This is a genomic window from Isoptericola variabilis, from assembly GCF_050311655.1.
Classification (GTDB): domain Bacteria; phylum Actinomycetota; class Actinomycetes; order Actinomycetales; family Cellulomonadaceae; genus Isoptericola; species Isoptericola variabilis.
In genome coordinates this window covers 211807-227888 of the sequence record NZ_JBNOZM010000001.1, presented here as the reverse complement: position 1 = coordinate 227888, position 16082 = coordinate 211807, and the positions used below count along the sequence as shown (strand labels likewise).

8 protein-coding genes are annotated in these 16082 nt (G+C 71.9%); all 8 read right to left on the bottom strand.

Going from position 1 to position 16082, the window contains the following annotated elements; genetic code table 11:
• Nucleotides 1–110: 110 nt before the first annotated feature.
• On the bottom strand, nucleotides 111–2828 hold the full coding sequence (locus ACQP60_RS01120; RefSeq protein ID WP_429727985.1) for an NPCBM/NEW2 domain-containing protein: 2718 nt from the start codon (nucleotides 2826–2828) through the stop codon (nucleotides 111–113).
• A gap of 191 nt (nucleotides 2829–3019) precedes the next feature.
• On the bottom strand, nucleotides 3020–3784 hold the full coding sequence (locus tag ACQP60_RS01115) for a DeoR/GlpR family DNA-binding transcription regulator (protein WP_429727984.1): 765 nt from the start codon (nucleotides 3782–3784) through the stop codon (nucleotides 3020–3022).
• A 27-nt stretch (nucleotides 3785–3811) separates the two neighbouring features.
• Nucleotides 3812–4546 (bottom strand): ATP-binding cassette domain-containing protein, encoded by a 735-nt coding sequence (locus tag ACQP60_RS01110; protein WP_429727983.1) that lies wholly within the window; start codon nucleotides 4544–4546, stop codon nucleotides 3812–3814.
• Nucleotides 4543–5775, bottom strand: a complete 1233-nt coding sequence (locus ACQP60_RS01105; protein WP_429727982.1) for an ROK family transcriptional regulator — start codon at nucleotides 5773–5775, stop codon at nucleotides 4543–4545. Before ACQP60_RS01105 ends, ACQP60_RS01110 begins: the two co-directional genes overlap by 4 nt.
• 97 nt (nucleotides 5776–5872) lie before the next feature.
• Nucleotides 5873–7051 carry a multiple monosaccharide ABC transporter permease gene (gene mmsB, locus ACQP60_RS01100; protein ID WP_429727981.1) on the bottom strand — a complete coding sequence of 393 codons (1179 nt, stop codon included), beginning with the start codon at nucleotides 7049–7051 and terminating at the stop codon, nucleotides 5873–5875.
• The gene (gene mmsA, locus ACQP60_RS01095; RefSeq protein ID WP_429727980.1) at nucleotides 7048–8607 is read right to left on the bottom strand and encodes a multiple monosaccharide ABC transporter ATP-binding protein; all 1560 of its coding nucleotides are present in this window, start codon (nucleotides 8605–8607) and stop codon (nucleotides 7048–7050) included. Before mmsA ends, mmsB begins: the two co-directional genes overlap by 4 nt.
• Before the next feature lie 141 nt (nucleotides 8608–8748).
• Nucleotides 8749–9909: a multiple monosaccharide ABC transporter substrate-binding protein gene (gene chvE, locus ACQP60_RS01090; RefSeq protein WP_429727979.1), complete on the bottom strand. Its 1161-nt coding sequence runs from the start codon at nucleotides 9907–9909 to the stop codon at nucleotides 8749–8751.
• 296 nt (nucleotides 9910–10205) lie between these two features.
• The gene (gene pulA / locus ACQP60_RS01085) at nucleotides 10206–16067 is read right to left on the bottom strand and encodes a pullulanase-type alpha-1,6-glucosidase (RefSeq protein ID WP_429727978.1); all 5862 of its coding nucleotides are present in this window, start codon (nucleotides 16065–16067) and stop codon (nucleotides 10206–10208) included.
• Between the last annotated feature and the right edge of the window lie 15 nt (nucleotides 16068–16082).

Genomic DNA, 16082 nt, shown 5'->3' with positions numbered 1-16082 from the left:
GAGCGGCGTCTGCGAGAACTCGTCATCGAGCTTCCTTTCGTCGGGATCTGAGCACGTCGGCGGGGGCACCGTGCGTGGCGCCCCCGCCGTTCGTCCGTCGGGCGACCGGGCTATCGGGTGACCGCGATGCGGTCCAGGTCGGGGGCGTACGCCGCGTCGTTGAAGAAGCGCACGACGTTCTCCCCCGCGTCGAGACGCACCCGTGCCATCGTGCTCGCCGGCGTGCTGAACGAGCCGCCGGTCAGGGTCAGCGTCTGTGCCGGCCCTCCGTTGACGCTCACGTCCACGGTCCGTGTGCCGGACACCAGGTAGTCCACCACCAGTCCGTACTCGCCGGCCTCCGCGACCTCGATCCCAGGAAGGGTGAGGTCGTTGGCGGCGCCGGAACCGACGTACCCCACCTTCTGGCCGCCGGAGCACGCCCCGCACGCCACCACCCGCGCGGCGCCGCCCCGCGTGTTCTGGGCGGCCTCCGCCTCACGGGTGAGCAGCCACCCGTCCGGCAGCACGGAGACCCGCGCCGTGCCCCGTTCGACGACGAGACCGGCGGAATCCTCGCCCGTGAAGGTCGCCACCAGCGGGATCTCCACCACCCCCGGCTCGGCGTCGGCCGGGACCGCGACGCTCCACGTGGCGGCGAGGGACTCCCCCGCGGCGAGACGGTCCGCCGTCGCCGGCTCTCCCTCGACCGTCCAGCCCGACGGCGCGTACGGGGCGAGGCGCACGTCGGTCGCGGTGCCGTCGCTCACGGTGAGCGTCCCGGTGACGTCGACCGTGGAGCCGGCGCCTACCTCGACCGTGCCCTGCGGGTCGACGCCGACCGACGCGACCGGACCGGCGCAGGAGACCCGGGCGTCCGCCCACTCGGCGTGGTCGTAGTTGTCGCTCCCCTCGGGGCCCACCCCGGCCCGCAAGGTGAGCAGCTCGACCCCGGCGAGGTCGGCGTCGACGGTGATCGCGTCGTCGGCTCCGGTGACGACCCCGGTCTCGTCGAGTACCTTCCCGTCGCCGAGGACGGTGAACGTGACCGTCCCGCGGTCGCCCACCTCGTCGTCGATGCCGACATCGGCGGTGAAGGCCGAGCAGACCCCGCCGAGGTAGTACTCCACCTCCGACGCCGCGTGCGCCGCGACCCCCTTCTCGTAGCGGGTGCCCCCGAGGGTGATCGGGTTGCCGTCGGTGCTCTCGTCCACGCCCAGGTCGCCCCAGCCCACCTGTGCGCTCACCGGCTCGAGGTCGCTGACGTAGCGCTCGCCGCGCGGGGCGGTCGCCACGGCGACGGACCCGGTGCCCGAGACGTGCTGCGCCTCCTTGTCGACCGTGGTGTAGTCCGCCTCGACGCCGAGCTCGTAGGTGCCGGTGGTCGCCTGGACCGGAACGCTCACGACCACCTTCCGTGTCACCGCGTCGCCCGGCGGCACGACCACCGGCTTCGCCTGGTCGGCGCGCACCGCCCAGCCGTCCGGGGCCGCGACCTGCAGCGTGAGGTCGCGCACCGGCGTGAACCCGTCGTTCGTCACCGTGACGGTCGCCGTCACGTCGCTCCCCGGGGCGGCGAAGCCTCCTGCGTCGACGGCCGCGGTGATGGCCGGGTGGTCCTCGGCCGGACGCCCCGGCTCGACGACGAACATGCGGGCGCCGTGGCTGGGCACGGAGGCCCGCACAGCGCCTCGCGTCTGCGTCACGGCGTGCGACCACACGTCCGTGACCCGGTACGCGTCCGCACCTGACAGGCCCAGGTCGGCCGCCTTCGTCTCCATGGCGGCGCCGCCCTTGCCGCGGTTCAGCAGGACGACGGCCGCCCCGCCGTCCGACATCGGCTTGACCCAGACCTCCTGGTCCCCGTCGTCGGCGACCTTGTGCCCCTGGATCCCGCCCCAGTCCTGGTTGACCGCGAGGACGTCAGGGTTCGTGAGCATGGCGAGGGTGGAGTCCGGCATGTCGCGCAGGTCGTTCCCCGCGATGAGCGGCGCGTTGAGGAGCGACCACAGGCTCATGTGGGCCCGCGACTCGTCCTCCGTGAGCCCCGGGTTCCCGACCTCGAGCATGTCGGGGTCGTTCCACGCGTTCGGCCCGGAGTACGCCTCGAGACCCACCTGCTGGTCGAGGATCCCCATCACGCTGCCCCACGTGTCGGTGATGTCGCCTGTCGTGCGCCACATCTGGCCCAGCTCCGGGCCGAAGCTCGACCACGGGTCGTTCGCGCCCCACTCGCAGATGGACAGCAGGATGGGCCGGCCCGACGCCAGCAGGGCGTCGGCCATCGCCTTGTAACGCTCTGCGGCGGGCAGCCCCTCGTTGTGGCAGTTGTCGTACTTCAGGAGGTCCACGCCCCACTCGGCGAACTTGCGGGCGTCCTCCACCTCGTGCCCGAGGCTCGCCGGGAGGTCCTGGCAGGTGGCCGTCCCCGCGGACGAGTAGATCCCCAGCTTGAGGTCGAGGGCGTGGACGTAGTCGGCCACCGCCGCGATGCCGTCGGGGAACCGCACCGGATCCGGCACGAGGTTGCCGTCGGCGTCACGCTCCGGCGCCATCCAGCAGTCGTCGATGTTGACGTACTCGTAACCCGCGTCGCGCATCCCGGAGGCCACCATCGCGTCGGCCGTGTCTTCGATGAGCTGCGCGTCGATGTCGCACCCGAAGGTGTTCCAGCTGTTCCAGCCCAGCGGTGGCGTCGGCGCGAGCGGCAGCTTCTCGCTCGCGGCGGCGCCCCCGGCCCGGTCCGGGCTGCCGGGCGGCGACGCCGCCGCCGCGGACGTCGTCGTCATCGCGGCGGAGGCGGTAAGAGCCACGAACGCGGACACCACACGTCGGAACGTCTGACCCACGGAGATCCCCTACTTCCATCGTCATTGATCGGTGGCCCGCGGTCGCGGGCCAGGGGTGGTCCAGGGCGACGCTGCCCCCGTGCGGCCGCGAGCGGCCACAGATGCGCCCGGGGGTGAGCGTTTCGTCGTCCTCCCCGAGCGACGGGTGATCATCTGATCGGCCGCACGATCACCCGCGCTGCCGGGGGCGCTCAGTCGACGAGCTGCACCCGGACGCCCCTGCGCACCAGCTGCTCGAGCTCGCCGCAGCGCTGGGCGGCACGGTCGGTGACCACCCGTGCCAGCCGTGCCGTCGGGACCGTGGTGATCAACGACTCGACGCCGACCTTGGTGTGGTCGACCAGCGCCACCACCTCGACCGCCGCAGCAGCCATCGCCCGGTCGATCTCGGCGACGTGCAGGTTCGGGGTGGTGAGCCCGCGGGCCCAGGTCAGACCGTTCCCCGACAGGAACGCGAGCGGCGCCCGCAGGCCTGCGAAGCTGCGCTCCGCGCGCGACCCGACGAGGGCACGGACCGCGCCACGGACGTCGCCGCCGGCCAGCCGCACCCGCACGGACCGGGCGTCGGCCAGGGCCTCCGCGACGAGCAGCGAGTTGGTCCACACCTCCACGCTCCGGTCGACGAGGCAGCGGGCGAGCTCGAGCGTCGTGGAGCCCGCCCCGAGGACGACGGCGTCCCCGTCGTGCACCAGCTCGGCGGCCGCCCGGCCGATGAGGGCCTTCTCCGCCACCGCCACCTGGCGCTTCTCCTCGTACGCGAGCTCGAGCGTGTGGCGGGAGCGGGCGCGGGCGAGGCCGTGGAGGTAGCTGATGCGACCGCGCTCGGCGAGCTCGCGCAGGTCCCGACGCAGCGTGACCGCCGACGCGTCGACGACTCCCGCGAGGTCCGCCAGGCGGAGCTCACCACGCTGCTCGATCAGCGCGACGACCTGCTGCTGCCGTTCCGACTTCGCCATGGCGTCCTCGCTCTCGGGCCGGAGGGGTCAGCTGGCGCCGGTGATCGCGGCGAGGATCTCCTCGTGCGTGGCGGTGGACGGGAACGAGCCGTTGTTCCGCCCGTGCCGCAGCACCTCGATGCGGTCGGAGACCGCGCGCACGTCGTTGAGGTTGTGGCTGATGAGGATGACGCCCAGCCCCAGATCGCGCAGCCGCTGGATGTGCGTGAGCACCTCGGCGGTCTGCGCCACCGAGAGCGCCGCCGTCGGCTCGTCGAGCACGACGATGCGGGGCTGGCCGATGAGGGTGCGCGCGATGGCGACGGCCTGGCGCTGCCCCGCGGACAGGTGCCGCAGCGGGGTGCGCACCGACGGGATCCGGACGGTGAGGTGCTCCAGCAGCTCGCGGGTCTCGGTCTCCATCTCGCCGTCGCGCAGCAGGCCGGCCCGCCCGCGCAGCTCCTGGCCGAGGAAGACGTTCGCGGTGACGTCGAGGTTCTCGCACACGGCCAGGTCCTGGAACACGCTCGCCACGCCGAGCTGGTTCGCCGCCGACGGCGACGGGATCGACACGGGCTCGCCGTCGATCTCGAGCTGCCCCGAGCTGGGGCTGAGCACGCCCGCCACGATCTGGGCGAGCGTCGACTTGCCCGCCCCGTTGTCCCCGACCAGGGCGACCACCTCGTGCGCGTGCACCTCGAGGTCCACGTCGACGAGGGCCTCGACGGCACCGAAGTACCTGCTGACCTGCCGCAGCGCGAGCAGCGGCGTGCGTCCCCTCACCGGTTCCCCTCTCCTGTGCGGACCTGCCCCGCGGCGACGGGGCCGCGCGGTCGGTCGTCGGGCTGTTCCAGCAGGTCGGTGTGCTGGAGCGCGAGCGCGATCGCGCCCTCCAGCTCGGCGCGCGTCCCCAGCGCCGCGGGCACCACCTCCAGCGGCGTGACCAGCTGCAGCAGGGTGCGACGGCGCAGCGCCTCGCGCAGCGGCGCGAGGAAGACCTCGCCCGTGTCGGCCAGCGCTCCCCCGACGACGACGAGCTCCGGGTTGAGCGACGTCGCCAGCCCGGCCACGACGCCGCCGACCACCGTACCGGCGTCGGCGACGATCTCCCGACAGCCCGGGTCGTCCTCGTTCGCCAGTCGCACGACGTCGGCGAGGGTGAGGTTCCCGTGGCTGCTGCGCAGCGGTTCGAGCAGCGCCCGGTCACCGACCACCGTGTCGAGGCAACCGCGGCTGCCGCACGAGCAGATGTTCCCGGCGGGATCCACCTGCACGTGGCCGATCTCGCCGGCGGTGCCCGCGACCCCGCGGTGGACCCGGCCGGCGAGCACGATGCCGGCGCCCACGCCGTGCCCGGCCCGGACGTACAGCGCGTCGTGGACCTCGCGGGCGGCGCCCACCGTGCTCTCGGCGAGCGCGCCCAGGTTCGCGTCGTTGTCCACGAACACCGGCCTGGCGAGCCGCTTTTCCAGCACCTGCGCCACGGGCACGCCGTCCCAGCCGCGCAGGATGCCCCGCACGGTGACCTGCCCGCTCGAGGCGTCGACCGGCGCCGGCAGGCCGAGGCCGATGCCGAGCACCTCGTCGAGCTCGGACCCCACGCGCTCCAGCAGGTCGACGACGAGCAGGGCCGCGCGGTCGAGGCTCGTGTCGGCGCGGTGCTCGGCCGGTAGCGGCAGCACCTGCTCGGCGAGGATCTCGTGCGACACGTCCGCGATCGCCACCGTGAGGTGCCGGGAGCCGACGAGCACGCCCGCGACCAGCCCCACGCGGTGGGCGAGCGTGACGAGCTGCGCGCGCCGGCCCGAGCGGATCGTGTTGCGCACCTCGACCAGCTCGGCGGCGACGAGCTCCTTGACGATGGTCGACACCGTGGCGGGCGACAGCCCGGTGGCCCCGGTGAGCTCGACCTGCGTCAGGCCACCGTGCCGCTTGACCGCGTCGACGACGCGCGCGCGGTTCGCCTCGCGCAGCGACGACTGCGATCCCACCATCGGCAGCCGTCCTCTCACGCCGGGGAGTCTATGGTGCGACGACGCGCGGGGCGGCGGTCGTCCGCCGCCCCGCGCCTCGTGGCGGGAATGGTCCGGCCCCGGCCGGACCCCCAGGTCAGCGCAGCACCGAGGCGCGACGCTTGTTGTAGATGTCGAACGCGACCGCGAGCAGCAGCACCAGGCCCTTGACGACCTGCTGCATGGACTGCGGAACGCCCATCAGCTGCATGCCGTTGGACATGACGGCCATGATCAGACCACCGATCATGGCGCCGCCCACGCGGCCGACGCCGCCGGTGGTCGACGCGCCGCCGATGAAGCACGCGGCGATCGCGTCGAGCTCGAACATGTTGCCCGCGCCCGGCTGGGCACCGTTCATGCGCGAGGAGTAGACCACGCCGGCCACCGAGGCCAGCACGCCCATGTTCACGAAGATCCAGAAGTTGACCTTCCGGACCTTGACGCCCGACAGCTCGGCCGCGTGGCGGTTGCCGCCGACGGCGTAGACGTGCCGGCCGAACACCGACTTCTGCGTGACCAGGGTGTAGGCGATGATCAGCACCGCGAGGATGATGAGCACGATCGGCAGGCCGCGCGAGATCGACAGCTGGTACCCGAACCACATCACCACGGCCGCGATCACCACGAGCTTGGTGACGAACAGCGGCATCGACTCGACCGTCTGCTGGTAGGCGATCTTGCCCTGGCGGGTGCGCCACTGGCTGACGGCGAAGCCGACCACGGCGATACCGAAGATGACCAGCGTGAAGACGTCGAACCCGTACCCGCCGAGCAGGCCGTTGAGGAACCCGTTCGCGATGTCGTAGTAGGTGCCGCCGAAGGGCGACAGCGACTTGTTGTCCAGCACGAGGAACGTCAGGCCGCGGAACAGGAGCATGCCGGCCAGGGTCACGATGAAGCCGGGGATCCCGACGTACGCGACCCAGAAGCCCTGCCAGACGCCGACCAGGAGGCCGACGACCAGGGCGGCGAGCACGCCCACGTACCAGGGCATGCCCTGGCGGATGACGACGACGGCGCTCACGGCCCCGGTGAGGGCCACGACCGAGCCGACCGACAGGTCGATCTGCCCCGCCACGATGATCATCACCATCCCGATCGCGAGGATCAGGATGTAGGAGTACTGCAGGACGATGTTCGTGAGGTTGGTCGGCGAGAGGAAGTTCGGGTTCAGGGCGGCGAAGAGCACGACGATCGCGAGGAACGCGATGACGATGCCGCTCTGGCGCATGTTCCGGGTCAGGATGTCCCGGACCGAGTCGATGGCGTTCATGAGGCGGTTTCCTTCGTGGGCAGGGGCTGGTCGCGCTCGATCGTCATGAGCTCCATGAGGCGCTCCTGCGTCGCCTCGGCGACGGGGAGCTCACCGGTGATCCGACCGAAGGCGAGGGTGTACACGCGGTCGCAGATGCCGAGCAGCTCGGGAAGCTCGGAGGAGATGACGACGACCGCCTTCCCCGCCGCGACCATCTTGTTGATGATCGTGTAGATCTCGAACTTGGCGCCGACGTCGATCCCTCGGGTGGGCTCGTCGAGGATGAGCACGTCGGGGTCGGTGTACAGCCACTTGGACAGCACGACCTTCTGCTGGTTGCCGCCGGAGAGCTTGCCGACGTCGACGAGGACGTTGGGCGTCTTGATGTTGAGGGAGCCGCGGTACTCCTCGGCGACCCGCAGCTCCTCGTTGCCGTTCACCCAGCCGCGCGGGGCGAGCTTGGGCAGGCCTGCCGCGGAGATGTTGTGGCGGATGTCGTCGATGAGGTTGAGGCCGTAGTGCTTGCGGTCCTCGGTCGCGTACGCGATGTTGTGCCCGATCGCCTCGGACACGTTGCGGATCTGGATCGGCTTGCCGTCCTTGTAGATCTCGCCGCGGATGTTGCGCCCGTAGGTGCGGCCGAAGATGCTCATCGCGAGCTCGGTGCGACCGGCGCCCATGAGGCCGGCGATCCCGACCACCTCGCCGGCGTGCACGTTGAACGACGCGTCGACGATGATCTGGCGGCCGATCTGCGTCGGGTGGTCGACGTTCCAGTGCTCCACGCGCAGCACCTCGTCGCCGACGACGGACGCCCGCTCGGGGTAGCGGTGCTCGAGGTCGCGGCCCACCATGCCGCGGATGATGCGGTCCTGCGTGGAGCCCGGCTCGGACATGTCGAGGGTCTCGATCGTCCGGCCGTCCCGGATGATCGTCGTGCGGTCGGCGATCTCCTCGATCTCGTTGAGCTTGTGGGAGATGATGATCGACGTGATGCCGTGCGCCTTGAGCTGGCGTAGCAGCTCGAGCAGGTGCTCGGAGTCGTCGTCGTTGAGCGCAGCGGTCGGCTCGTCGAGGATCAGCAGCTTGACCTCCTTCGAGAGCGCCTTGGCGATCTCGATGAGCTGCTGCTTGCCGACGCCGAGCTGGCCGACGGGCGTCGTCGGGTTCTCGTCGAGGCCCACCCGCTCGAGGAGCGTCGCGGCCTTCCGGTTCGCCGCGTTCCAGTCGATCATGCCGAACCGGTTCCGGGTCTCGTTGCCCAGGAAGATGTTCTCGGCGACCGACAGGTACGGCACCAGGGCGAGCTCCTGGTGGATGATGACGACGCCGCGGTCCTCCGAGTCGTTGATCGACCCGAACTCCGCGGTCGCGCCGTCGAAGACGATCTCGCCGTCGTAGGTGCCGTGCGGGTAGACGCCCGACAGCACCTTCATGAGCGTGGACTTCCCCGCGCCGTTCTCGCCGCAGATGGCGTGGATCTCGCCCTGCTCGACGGTGAGGGTGACGTCCGACAGCGCCTTGACGCCGGGGAACTCCTTGGTGATGGAGCGCATCTCCAGGATCGTGCTCATCTGCGCTCTCGTCCCTCCTTCGGTGGGATACGCCGCCGTCGGACGCGTCCGCGGCGGCCCCGGGGGCGAGCCCGCCCGTCGTCCGCCCCCGGGAGGGAGCGGCGACGGGCGGGCCCACCCGTGCGGGTCATGACCTGCGGATCAGTCGTCCGCCTGACCGGCCTTGACCTCGTCGGCGGTGTAGTAGCCGGAGTCGATCAGCACGGGCTGGATGTCGTCCTTGAACACCGTCTGGACCTCGAGCAGGTACGACGGCACGACCTTCTTGCCGTTGTCGTACGTCTCGGTGTCGTTCGCCTCGGGCTCCTCGCCCTCCACGAAGGACTGCGCGGCCTTGACGGCCTGCTCGGCGAGGAGGCGCGTGTCCTTGAAGATCGTCGAGGACTGCACGCCGTCGTCGATCAGCTTGATGTTGGCGATCTCGGCGTCCTGGCCGGTGACGACGGGCAGGCCGTCCTCGAGGGTCGGCCCCATGCCCGCGCTCTTGAGCGCGTTGATGATGCCGCGGGAGAGGACGTCGGCCGGCGCGAGCACGCCGTCCAGCTTCTCGCCGCCCTGGTAGGTGGAGGTCAGGATGTCCTCCATGCGCTTCTGGGCCGTCTCGAGCTCCCAGCGCTGCGTCGTGACCTGGCCGAAGTCGGTCTGGCCGGACGGGACGACGAGCGTGCCGTCGTCGATGAGCGGCTGGAGCACCGACATCGCGCCGTTGAAGAAGAACCCGGCGTTGTTGTCGTCGGGCGACCCGGCGAAGAGCTCGATGTTGTACGGGCCCTTCTCGCCGGTCTCCTTGCCGTCGGCGTCGAGGTAGCCGAGGCCGCGGAGCAGGGCGTTGGCCTGCGCGACGCCGACCGCCTCGTTGTCGAACGTCGTGTAGAAGTCGACGTTCTCGCTGTCGCGGATCAGGCGGTCGTACGCGATGACCGGGATGTTCGCCGCGGCGGCCGCGTCGAGCTGGCTGGTCAGCGCGGTGCCGTCGATCGAGGCGATGACGAGGACGTCGACGCCCTCGGTGATCATCGAGTCGATCTGCTGCGTCTGGGTGGGGATGTCGTCGTTGGCGAACTGCAGGTCCACGGAGTAGCCGAGGTCCTCCAGGCCCTTCTTGACGTTGTTGCCGTCCTGGATCCAGCGCTCGTAGGTCTGCGTCGGCATCGCGACGCCGATCTTCACGTCGTCGTCGCCGTTGCCCGCGGCGCCGTCGGCACCGCCGCCACCGCCGGCCCCGGAGCCGCCGCACGCGGCGAGTCCCAGCGTCAGCGCCGCACCGGCGGCCACCGCGCCCATCGTCTTGGCGAGTCGCATCCTCGCGCTCCTTCTCGTCGTCGAGTGTCCCCCGGCAGCGACCTTCGCCGCCGGCGCCCGGACGCCGAGGTCTTCCTCGGACGGCCGAGCCGGTCCGCGGTACAGACTGCTGCGTTCGAGTTCCGAAGTCAAAGCCTCGGCGGGTGGAAACCGATAACGATCACGTCACGGCGCGGCGCCGCTGCCCCGCAGGCGCACGAGAAGGGCCGCGGGACGGCACTCCGTCCCGCGGCCCTCCGGCTCCACCCTGCGGTGGTTCGTTCGTACGTCGAACACAAGGGCGAGGCGCGCGGCGCTCAGCGCTGCGGGTCCTCCAGCACCGCCACGGTCCGTGCGGGCACGGTGACGGTGCCCGTGCGGGCGTCCCACCGGGTCTGCCTCACGACGGCGTCGCCGCCCGAACGCTGCACGCCCGAGAGGCGGAAGTCGCGGCCCCGCAGCGCGGGCAGCTCGAGCGTCACGGGCTCGGGCGACGCGTTGAACACCGTGAGCAGGCCGTCCAGGCGACGGTCGGAGTCACGACCGACGGTGTCGTCCACGGCCATGGCGACCACGCCCGGCGCCGAGTCCGGGCCGGCGCCCGGGAACGACACCTTCTGCTCGATCGCCGCGGCGCTCCCGAGGCGGAACAGCCGGGTCGACGAGCGCAGCTCGAGCAGCTCGCGCGCCGCCTGGGACGCCACCCGGATGTCGGACGGCGCGGGCTTGAGCGCCGGGTCCGCCAGCAGCGGCGCCATGACGGGCCAGGCGTCCTCGTTGTCCGCCGCCGGCGGCAGGCCGCGGCCGAAGCCGTTGTCCTGCCCGGACCAGTCGACCGCGTTGAACCAGTCGCCGGAGTCGTAGGAGTTGCGGTCCAACGACTTCGAGCGCAGCAGGTCCGTGCCTGCGTGCCAGAACGACGGGGTCTGGGCGAGCGCCGTCGTCGCGAGGGACACCGTGTTCATCCGCACCCGGTCGTCCATCGACGTCTCCTGCGGCAGCTTGAGCGTCAGCAGGTCGAAGAGCGTCTCGTTGTCGTGCGCGTCGACGTACGTGACGACCTCCTCCGGCGAGTCCGCGTACCCCGCGGGCGCGCCGCGGTAGTCGAGGTCCTCGCCCCGCGTCGTCTCCCCGGCGCCGTCGTCCGACGCCCGGAACGCGAAGTCCCGCAGGTTGCCCGCCAGGCCCAGGCGCACCAGGTCGGTCTGGTGACCGAGGTCGGCGCGCTCGTCGTCGGAGCCGTCGTTGACGCTGCCGGCGTCGCCCTCGGTGGCCTCGCGGCCGTTCGGGTCGGTGAACAGCCCCGTGCCGAAGCCCTGCGTGAACCGCGACGCGGCGTCCACCGGCGACCCGCCGTGCACGGCGTCGCGCAGCCGGTCGCTGAACGTGCCGATGCCCGTGCCGCCGAGCTGCCCCTGCGTGGCCTGCGTGAACAGGGCGTTGTCCGCGACCTCGCCGAAGTTCCAGCCCTCCCCGTACAGGTAGACGGCGGACCCGTCGACGCCGTCCTCGCGGACGGTCAGGCCGTCGAGCGCCTCGCGCACGGCCAGCATGTTCTCCCTCGAGTGGTGGCCCATGAGGTCGAAGCGGAACCCGTCCACCTTGTAGTCGCGCGCCCAGGTGACCACGGAGTCGACCATGAGCTTGCCCGCCATCGCGTGCTCGGTGGCGACGTTCTGGCAGCAGGTGCTGGTCTCCACGGCGCCCGTGGCGGGGTTCAGCCGCTGGTAGTAGCCGGGGACGACGCGGTCCAGCACGCTCTTCGCGTCCTGCCCGCTCGCCGCGGTGTGGTTGAACACCTGGTCGAGCACCACCTGCAGGCCCGCGTCGTGCAGCGAGCCCACCATCGTGCGGAACTCGGCCACGCGCGCGCCGCCCTCGGCGTCGACGGCGTACGAGCCCTCGGGGACCGAGAAGTGGAACGGGTCGTAGCCCCAGTTGAAGCCGTCGGACGCCGCGACCTCTGCCACGGCCGCCTGCTGCTCCTCGGAGTCCGGCGCGAACCCGGACAGGTCGCCCGTGGTCGCCTGGTCGCCGCGGTCCTCGGGGATCGTCGCGATGTCGAACGTCGGCAGCAGGTGCACCGTCGTCATGCCGGCGTCCGCCAGCTCCCGCAGGTGCGTCATGCCGTCCGACCGCTTCTCGGCGAACGCGAGGTAGGTGCCTCGCTCCTTCGCCGGCACCGTCTCGTCGGAGATCGAGAAGTCGCGCACGTGCAGCTCGTAGATCGTCTGGTCCACGGCCCGCTCGACGACGGGCTGCGGCGTGGTGCGCCAGATCTTCGGCTGCCAGCGCTTGTCATCCAGGCCGACGACGACGGAGTGCGTCGAGTCGAGGGTCAGTCCGACGGAGTACGGGTCGGTGACGACGTTCGTCTCGACCTTCCCCGTGCTCGGCACGTAGACCTGCACGGCGTACCGGTACCGGGCGCCGTCCCAGGCGAGGTTCTTCGCCGCCTTCTTCCCGTCGAGGGTCCACGAGCCGTCTCGCTCGCGGTCCGCGTCGAAGCGCTCGGGGTCCGCACCCAGGTCACGGCCGGCCGGCCAGACCAGCAGATCCACGTCCCGCGCCGTCGGCGCCCAGAGCGCGAACGACGCCCACTTGCCGCTCGGGTGCCTCTGCGCACCGAATGTACGCTTCGAGGCCCGCTGGCTGTACAGGTCGTCGAGGACGCCCGGGACCTGCACCCCGGTCGCCGCGGACAGGCCCTCGCCCGAGGCCCGGGTGACCAGGAGCTGGCCCGTCAGGAGCTTCTCGACGACGGCCCGGCCCAGCGGCTTCCCGTCGTCGCCCGCCGGCTCCAGGGCCGTGTGGCCCGCGAGCGCCGGGAAGTCGCGCGCGACGTCGTCGGGCACGTCCCCGGCGGGCACCAGGTCGTAGGACGCGGCCCCCTCGGGGAGGTCGCCGCCGTCCGGCCCGCGCACCTGTCCGTCGGCGACGGCGAGCCCGCCGTCCGGCGCGGTCCACAGCGTCCAGTCGTCGCCCGTCCCGAGGTCTGCCGGCGCCAGGACGAGGCCCCCGCGCACCCAGTGCGCGGCCTGCTGCCCGGCGCCGGGCAGCGGCGGGTTCTCCACGCCGATCTCGAGCACGTGCGTGGCGAGGTCGTAGGAGAACGCCACCGTCTCGCCGTCGCCCGCGCTGAAGGAGTAGTTGGCGCCGTCGGGCGCGCCGCCCACGCCGTAGTTCTCGGCCCAGCTCAGGCCGTGCGCGACCTTGGCCTCGTAGGCGCCCGCGGCCAGGTCGTCGGTCGACCACGTGTACGTGCCGTCGCCGTCCGGGTCCTTGAGCCACGACGCGAGGCAGTCGGGCGCCCACGAGCCCGGGCACCCCACCTGGTCCTGGAACGACCCCGCCAGCGTGACGACCGGGCCTTGCGCGGTGGACGAGAAGTCGTGGCTCACCGGGTCCCAGTAGAACGTGACCTCGCCGCCGTCGTGGGAGTACGTGGCGTTGCCGCCGTCCCGCACTCCCCCGACGCCGTAGTTGACGTCCCACGAGCCGTTCACGGCGACCTTGTACTCGTAGTCGCCGGCGGGCAGGTCGAACGTGCCCTCCCACACCCCGTCCGGTCGCTCGGTGAGGCGCGCGCCCTCGCAGTCCGGCGTCCATTCGCCAGCGCAGCCCATCTCGCTGTTGTGGCTGCCGGGCACGGTCACCAGGTCGATCTCCGGCTCGGGCTCGGTGTCGCCGACCACGCCGGACACGTCGACGCCGACGGAGGCGAACGTCGAGGCGGCCGCCCGGTCGCCGTCGGCGTCCTGCGTCACGGCGCGGTACTCGACCAGGGTGCCCTCGGCGAGCCCCTTCGCGTCGTGGAAGACGCGGGGCGTCGTGTCCTCGGCCGTGCCGAGCGGGTGCCACTCGGTCGTGCCGACCTCGCGCCACGCGAAGGACGTCTCGGCCCACGCGTCGTCGTCGACGTCCGCCGCCACGGCCGCCGTGCCCGTGACCGCGGCGCCCGCCGCCGGGACGGCGACCTCGAGCGTGCCGTCGGAGTCCGCGCCCACCGCGCGGTCCGCGCGCAGCACCAGGGCCGACGTGCCGGGGACGGTGACCGTGACCTCGCCGGCGTCGTCCGCCGTCACGGCCTCGCCGTCGCCGTACAGCACCTCGTACGACGCGCCGGGGGTGAGGGTGGTGAACGTCGCGCTCTTCGCCTGCGCCGCGTTGTTGACGGCGACCAGGTGCTCGACCTTCTCCTCCCGGTCCACGCGGCTGAAGGCGTAGATCCCCGCACCGTTCTCCGCGTACCGCTCCACCTGCGCGCCGGTCGCGAGCGCGGGGTGCGCCTCGCGCAGCGCCGCCAGACCCGCGATGTGGTCGTAGAGCGGCGCGTCGGTGGCGTACCGGTCGGTGCTGCCCGCCTGCTCCCCCGTGACCAGCGCCTGGTCCGCGTACTCGTCGACCTGCGTGGCGAACAGCGTCTGCCGCGCGTCCTTGTCCCCGCCGGCGCCGGCGAAGCCCTGCTCGTCGCCGTAGTAGACGACCGGCTGGCCGCGCGTGAGGTACATGAGGTCGTGCGCCAGCTCGTCGCGCGCGAGCGGCTCGTCCGTGCCCGCGAGCATGTACCCGACGCGGCCCATGTCGTGGTTGCCGAGGAACGTCGGCAGCGCGGACGCGGACTTGGTCGGCGTCGTGTACCGGTCGTCGCTCGCGAACAGGCTCGCCAGGCCTCGGGCGCTGTTGCCGCTCGCGTAGCTGGTCGCGGCGGCCTGGAACGAGAAGTCGAGCACCGAGCTCATGTCCGTGTCGCGCACGTACGGCGACGTTTTGGCGGCGTCGGCGTCGTACACCTCGCCGAACATGAAGAAGTCGTCCTTGCCCTGCGCGTGGGCGTAGTCCATGACCTCGGCCGACCACGTCTCCCAGAACTCCGGGTTGACGTGCTTGACCGTGTCGATGCGGAAGCCGTCGATGCCGAGGTCGATCCAGTCGGAGTACACGTCGACGAAGCCCTGCACGACGCGCGGGTCCTCCGTCATGAGGTCGTCCAGGCCGTCGAAGTCGCCGTACGTGACCGACTCCCCCGTCCACGTCGAGTTGCCCCGGTTGTGGTACAGCGTGGGGTCGTTGAGCCACGCCGGGACCTTCGCGTCGGCGTCCTCGTCCGCGATCACCGGCGTGTACGGGAACGACGTCGCGGCGTCGAGCTCGGGGAAGTCGTCCGAGCCCGCGACGTCGCTCGGGTCGAACGCGTTCCCGGCGGCGTCCGTGTACGGCGTCGTGGCCTGGTCGACGTAGCGATACTCCCCCTCGGCGTAGTCGATGACGTCGGCCGTGTGGTTGGTGATGATGTCGAAGTAGACCTTGATGCCCTTGGCATGGGCCTCGTCGATGAGCGCGCGCAGCTCGTCGTTGGTGCCCAGGTGCGGGTCGATCCGCGTGAAGTCCGTGATCCAGTAGCCGTGGTAGCCCGCGCTCGCGTCGTCGCCCGTGCCCTGCACCGGGCGGTTGAGGAACGACGGCGTGAGCCAGATGCCGGTGGTGCCCAGGCCCTCGATGTAGTCGAGCTTCTCGCGCAGGCCGGCGATGTCCCCGCCCTGGTAGAAGCCCTTGTCCGTCGGGTCGAAGCCGTGGTCGAGCCGGTCGCCGTCGATGCCGCCCGTGTCGTTGGCGGCGTCCCCGTTGGCGAACCGGTCGGTCATGACGAAGTAGAACCGCTCGTCGGAGCCCGCCTGCCGCACCGGCGGCACCACGAGGCCCGCGTCCGTCGCGTCGTCGTAGGCGCCCGCCAGCGTGAGCGGCGTGAGCGCGACGCGGTGCGTGGTGTCGTCGTAGGTGACCCGCACGCGCGCGTCGCCGCCCAGCACCAGGGGCGCGTTCTCGTCGGTGCCCTCGCGGCCGTACGACTCGTCCCAGGCGCCGTCGAGCGCCACCTTGTACTCGTACGTGCCGGCCGGCAGGTCGACGTCGGCGCTGAACGTGCCGTCGCCGGCCGGCGCGAGCGCCGTCGCCGCGCAGGTCGGGTCCCAGTCCTCCGCGCAGCCGAGCTCGGTCTGGAGGCTCCCCACCAGGGTGGCGGTGCGGTCCGCCGCTCCCGCCGCGGGCGCGGTCGTGAGCGCGAGCCCGCCGAGCCCTGCGGACAGCCCGGGCACGGTGAGCGCGACGGCGGTCAGCGAGGCCGCCGCGCGACGGGTCGGGCGCCTTCGGTGGGCGCGGGCCTGGGCAGCACGAGGCATGGGAGGACTCCTTCG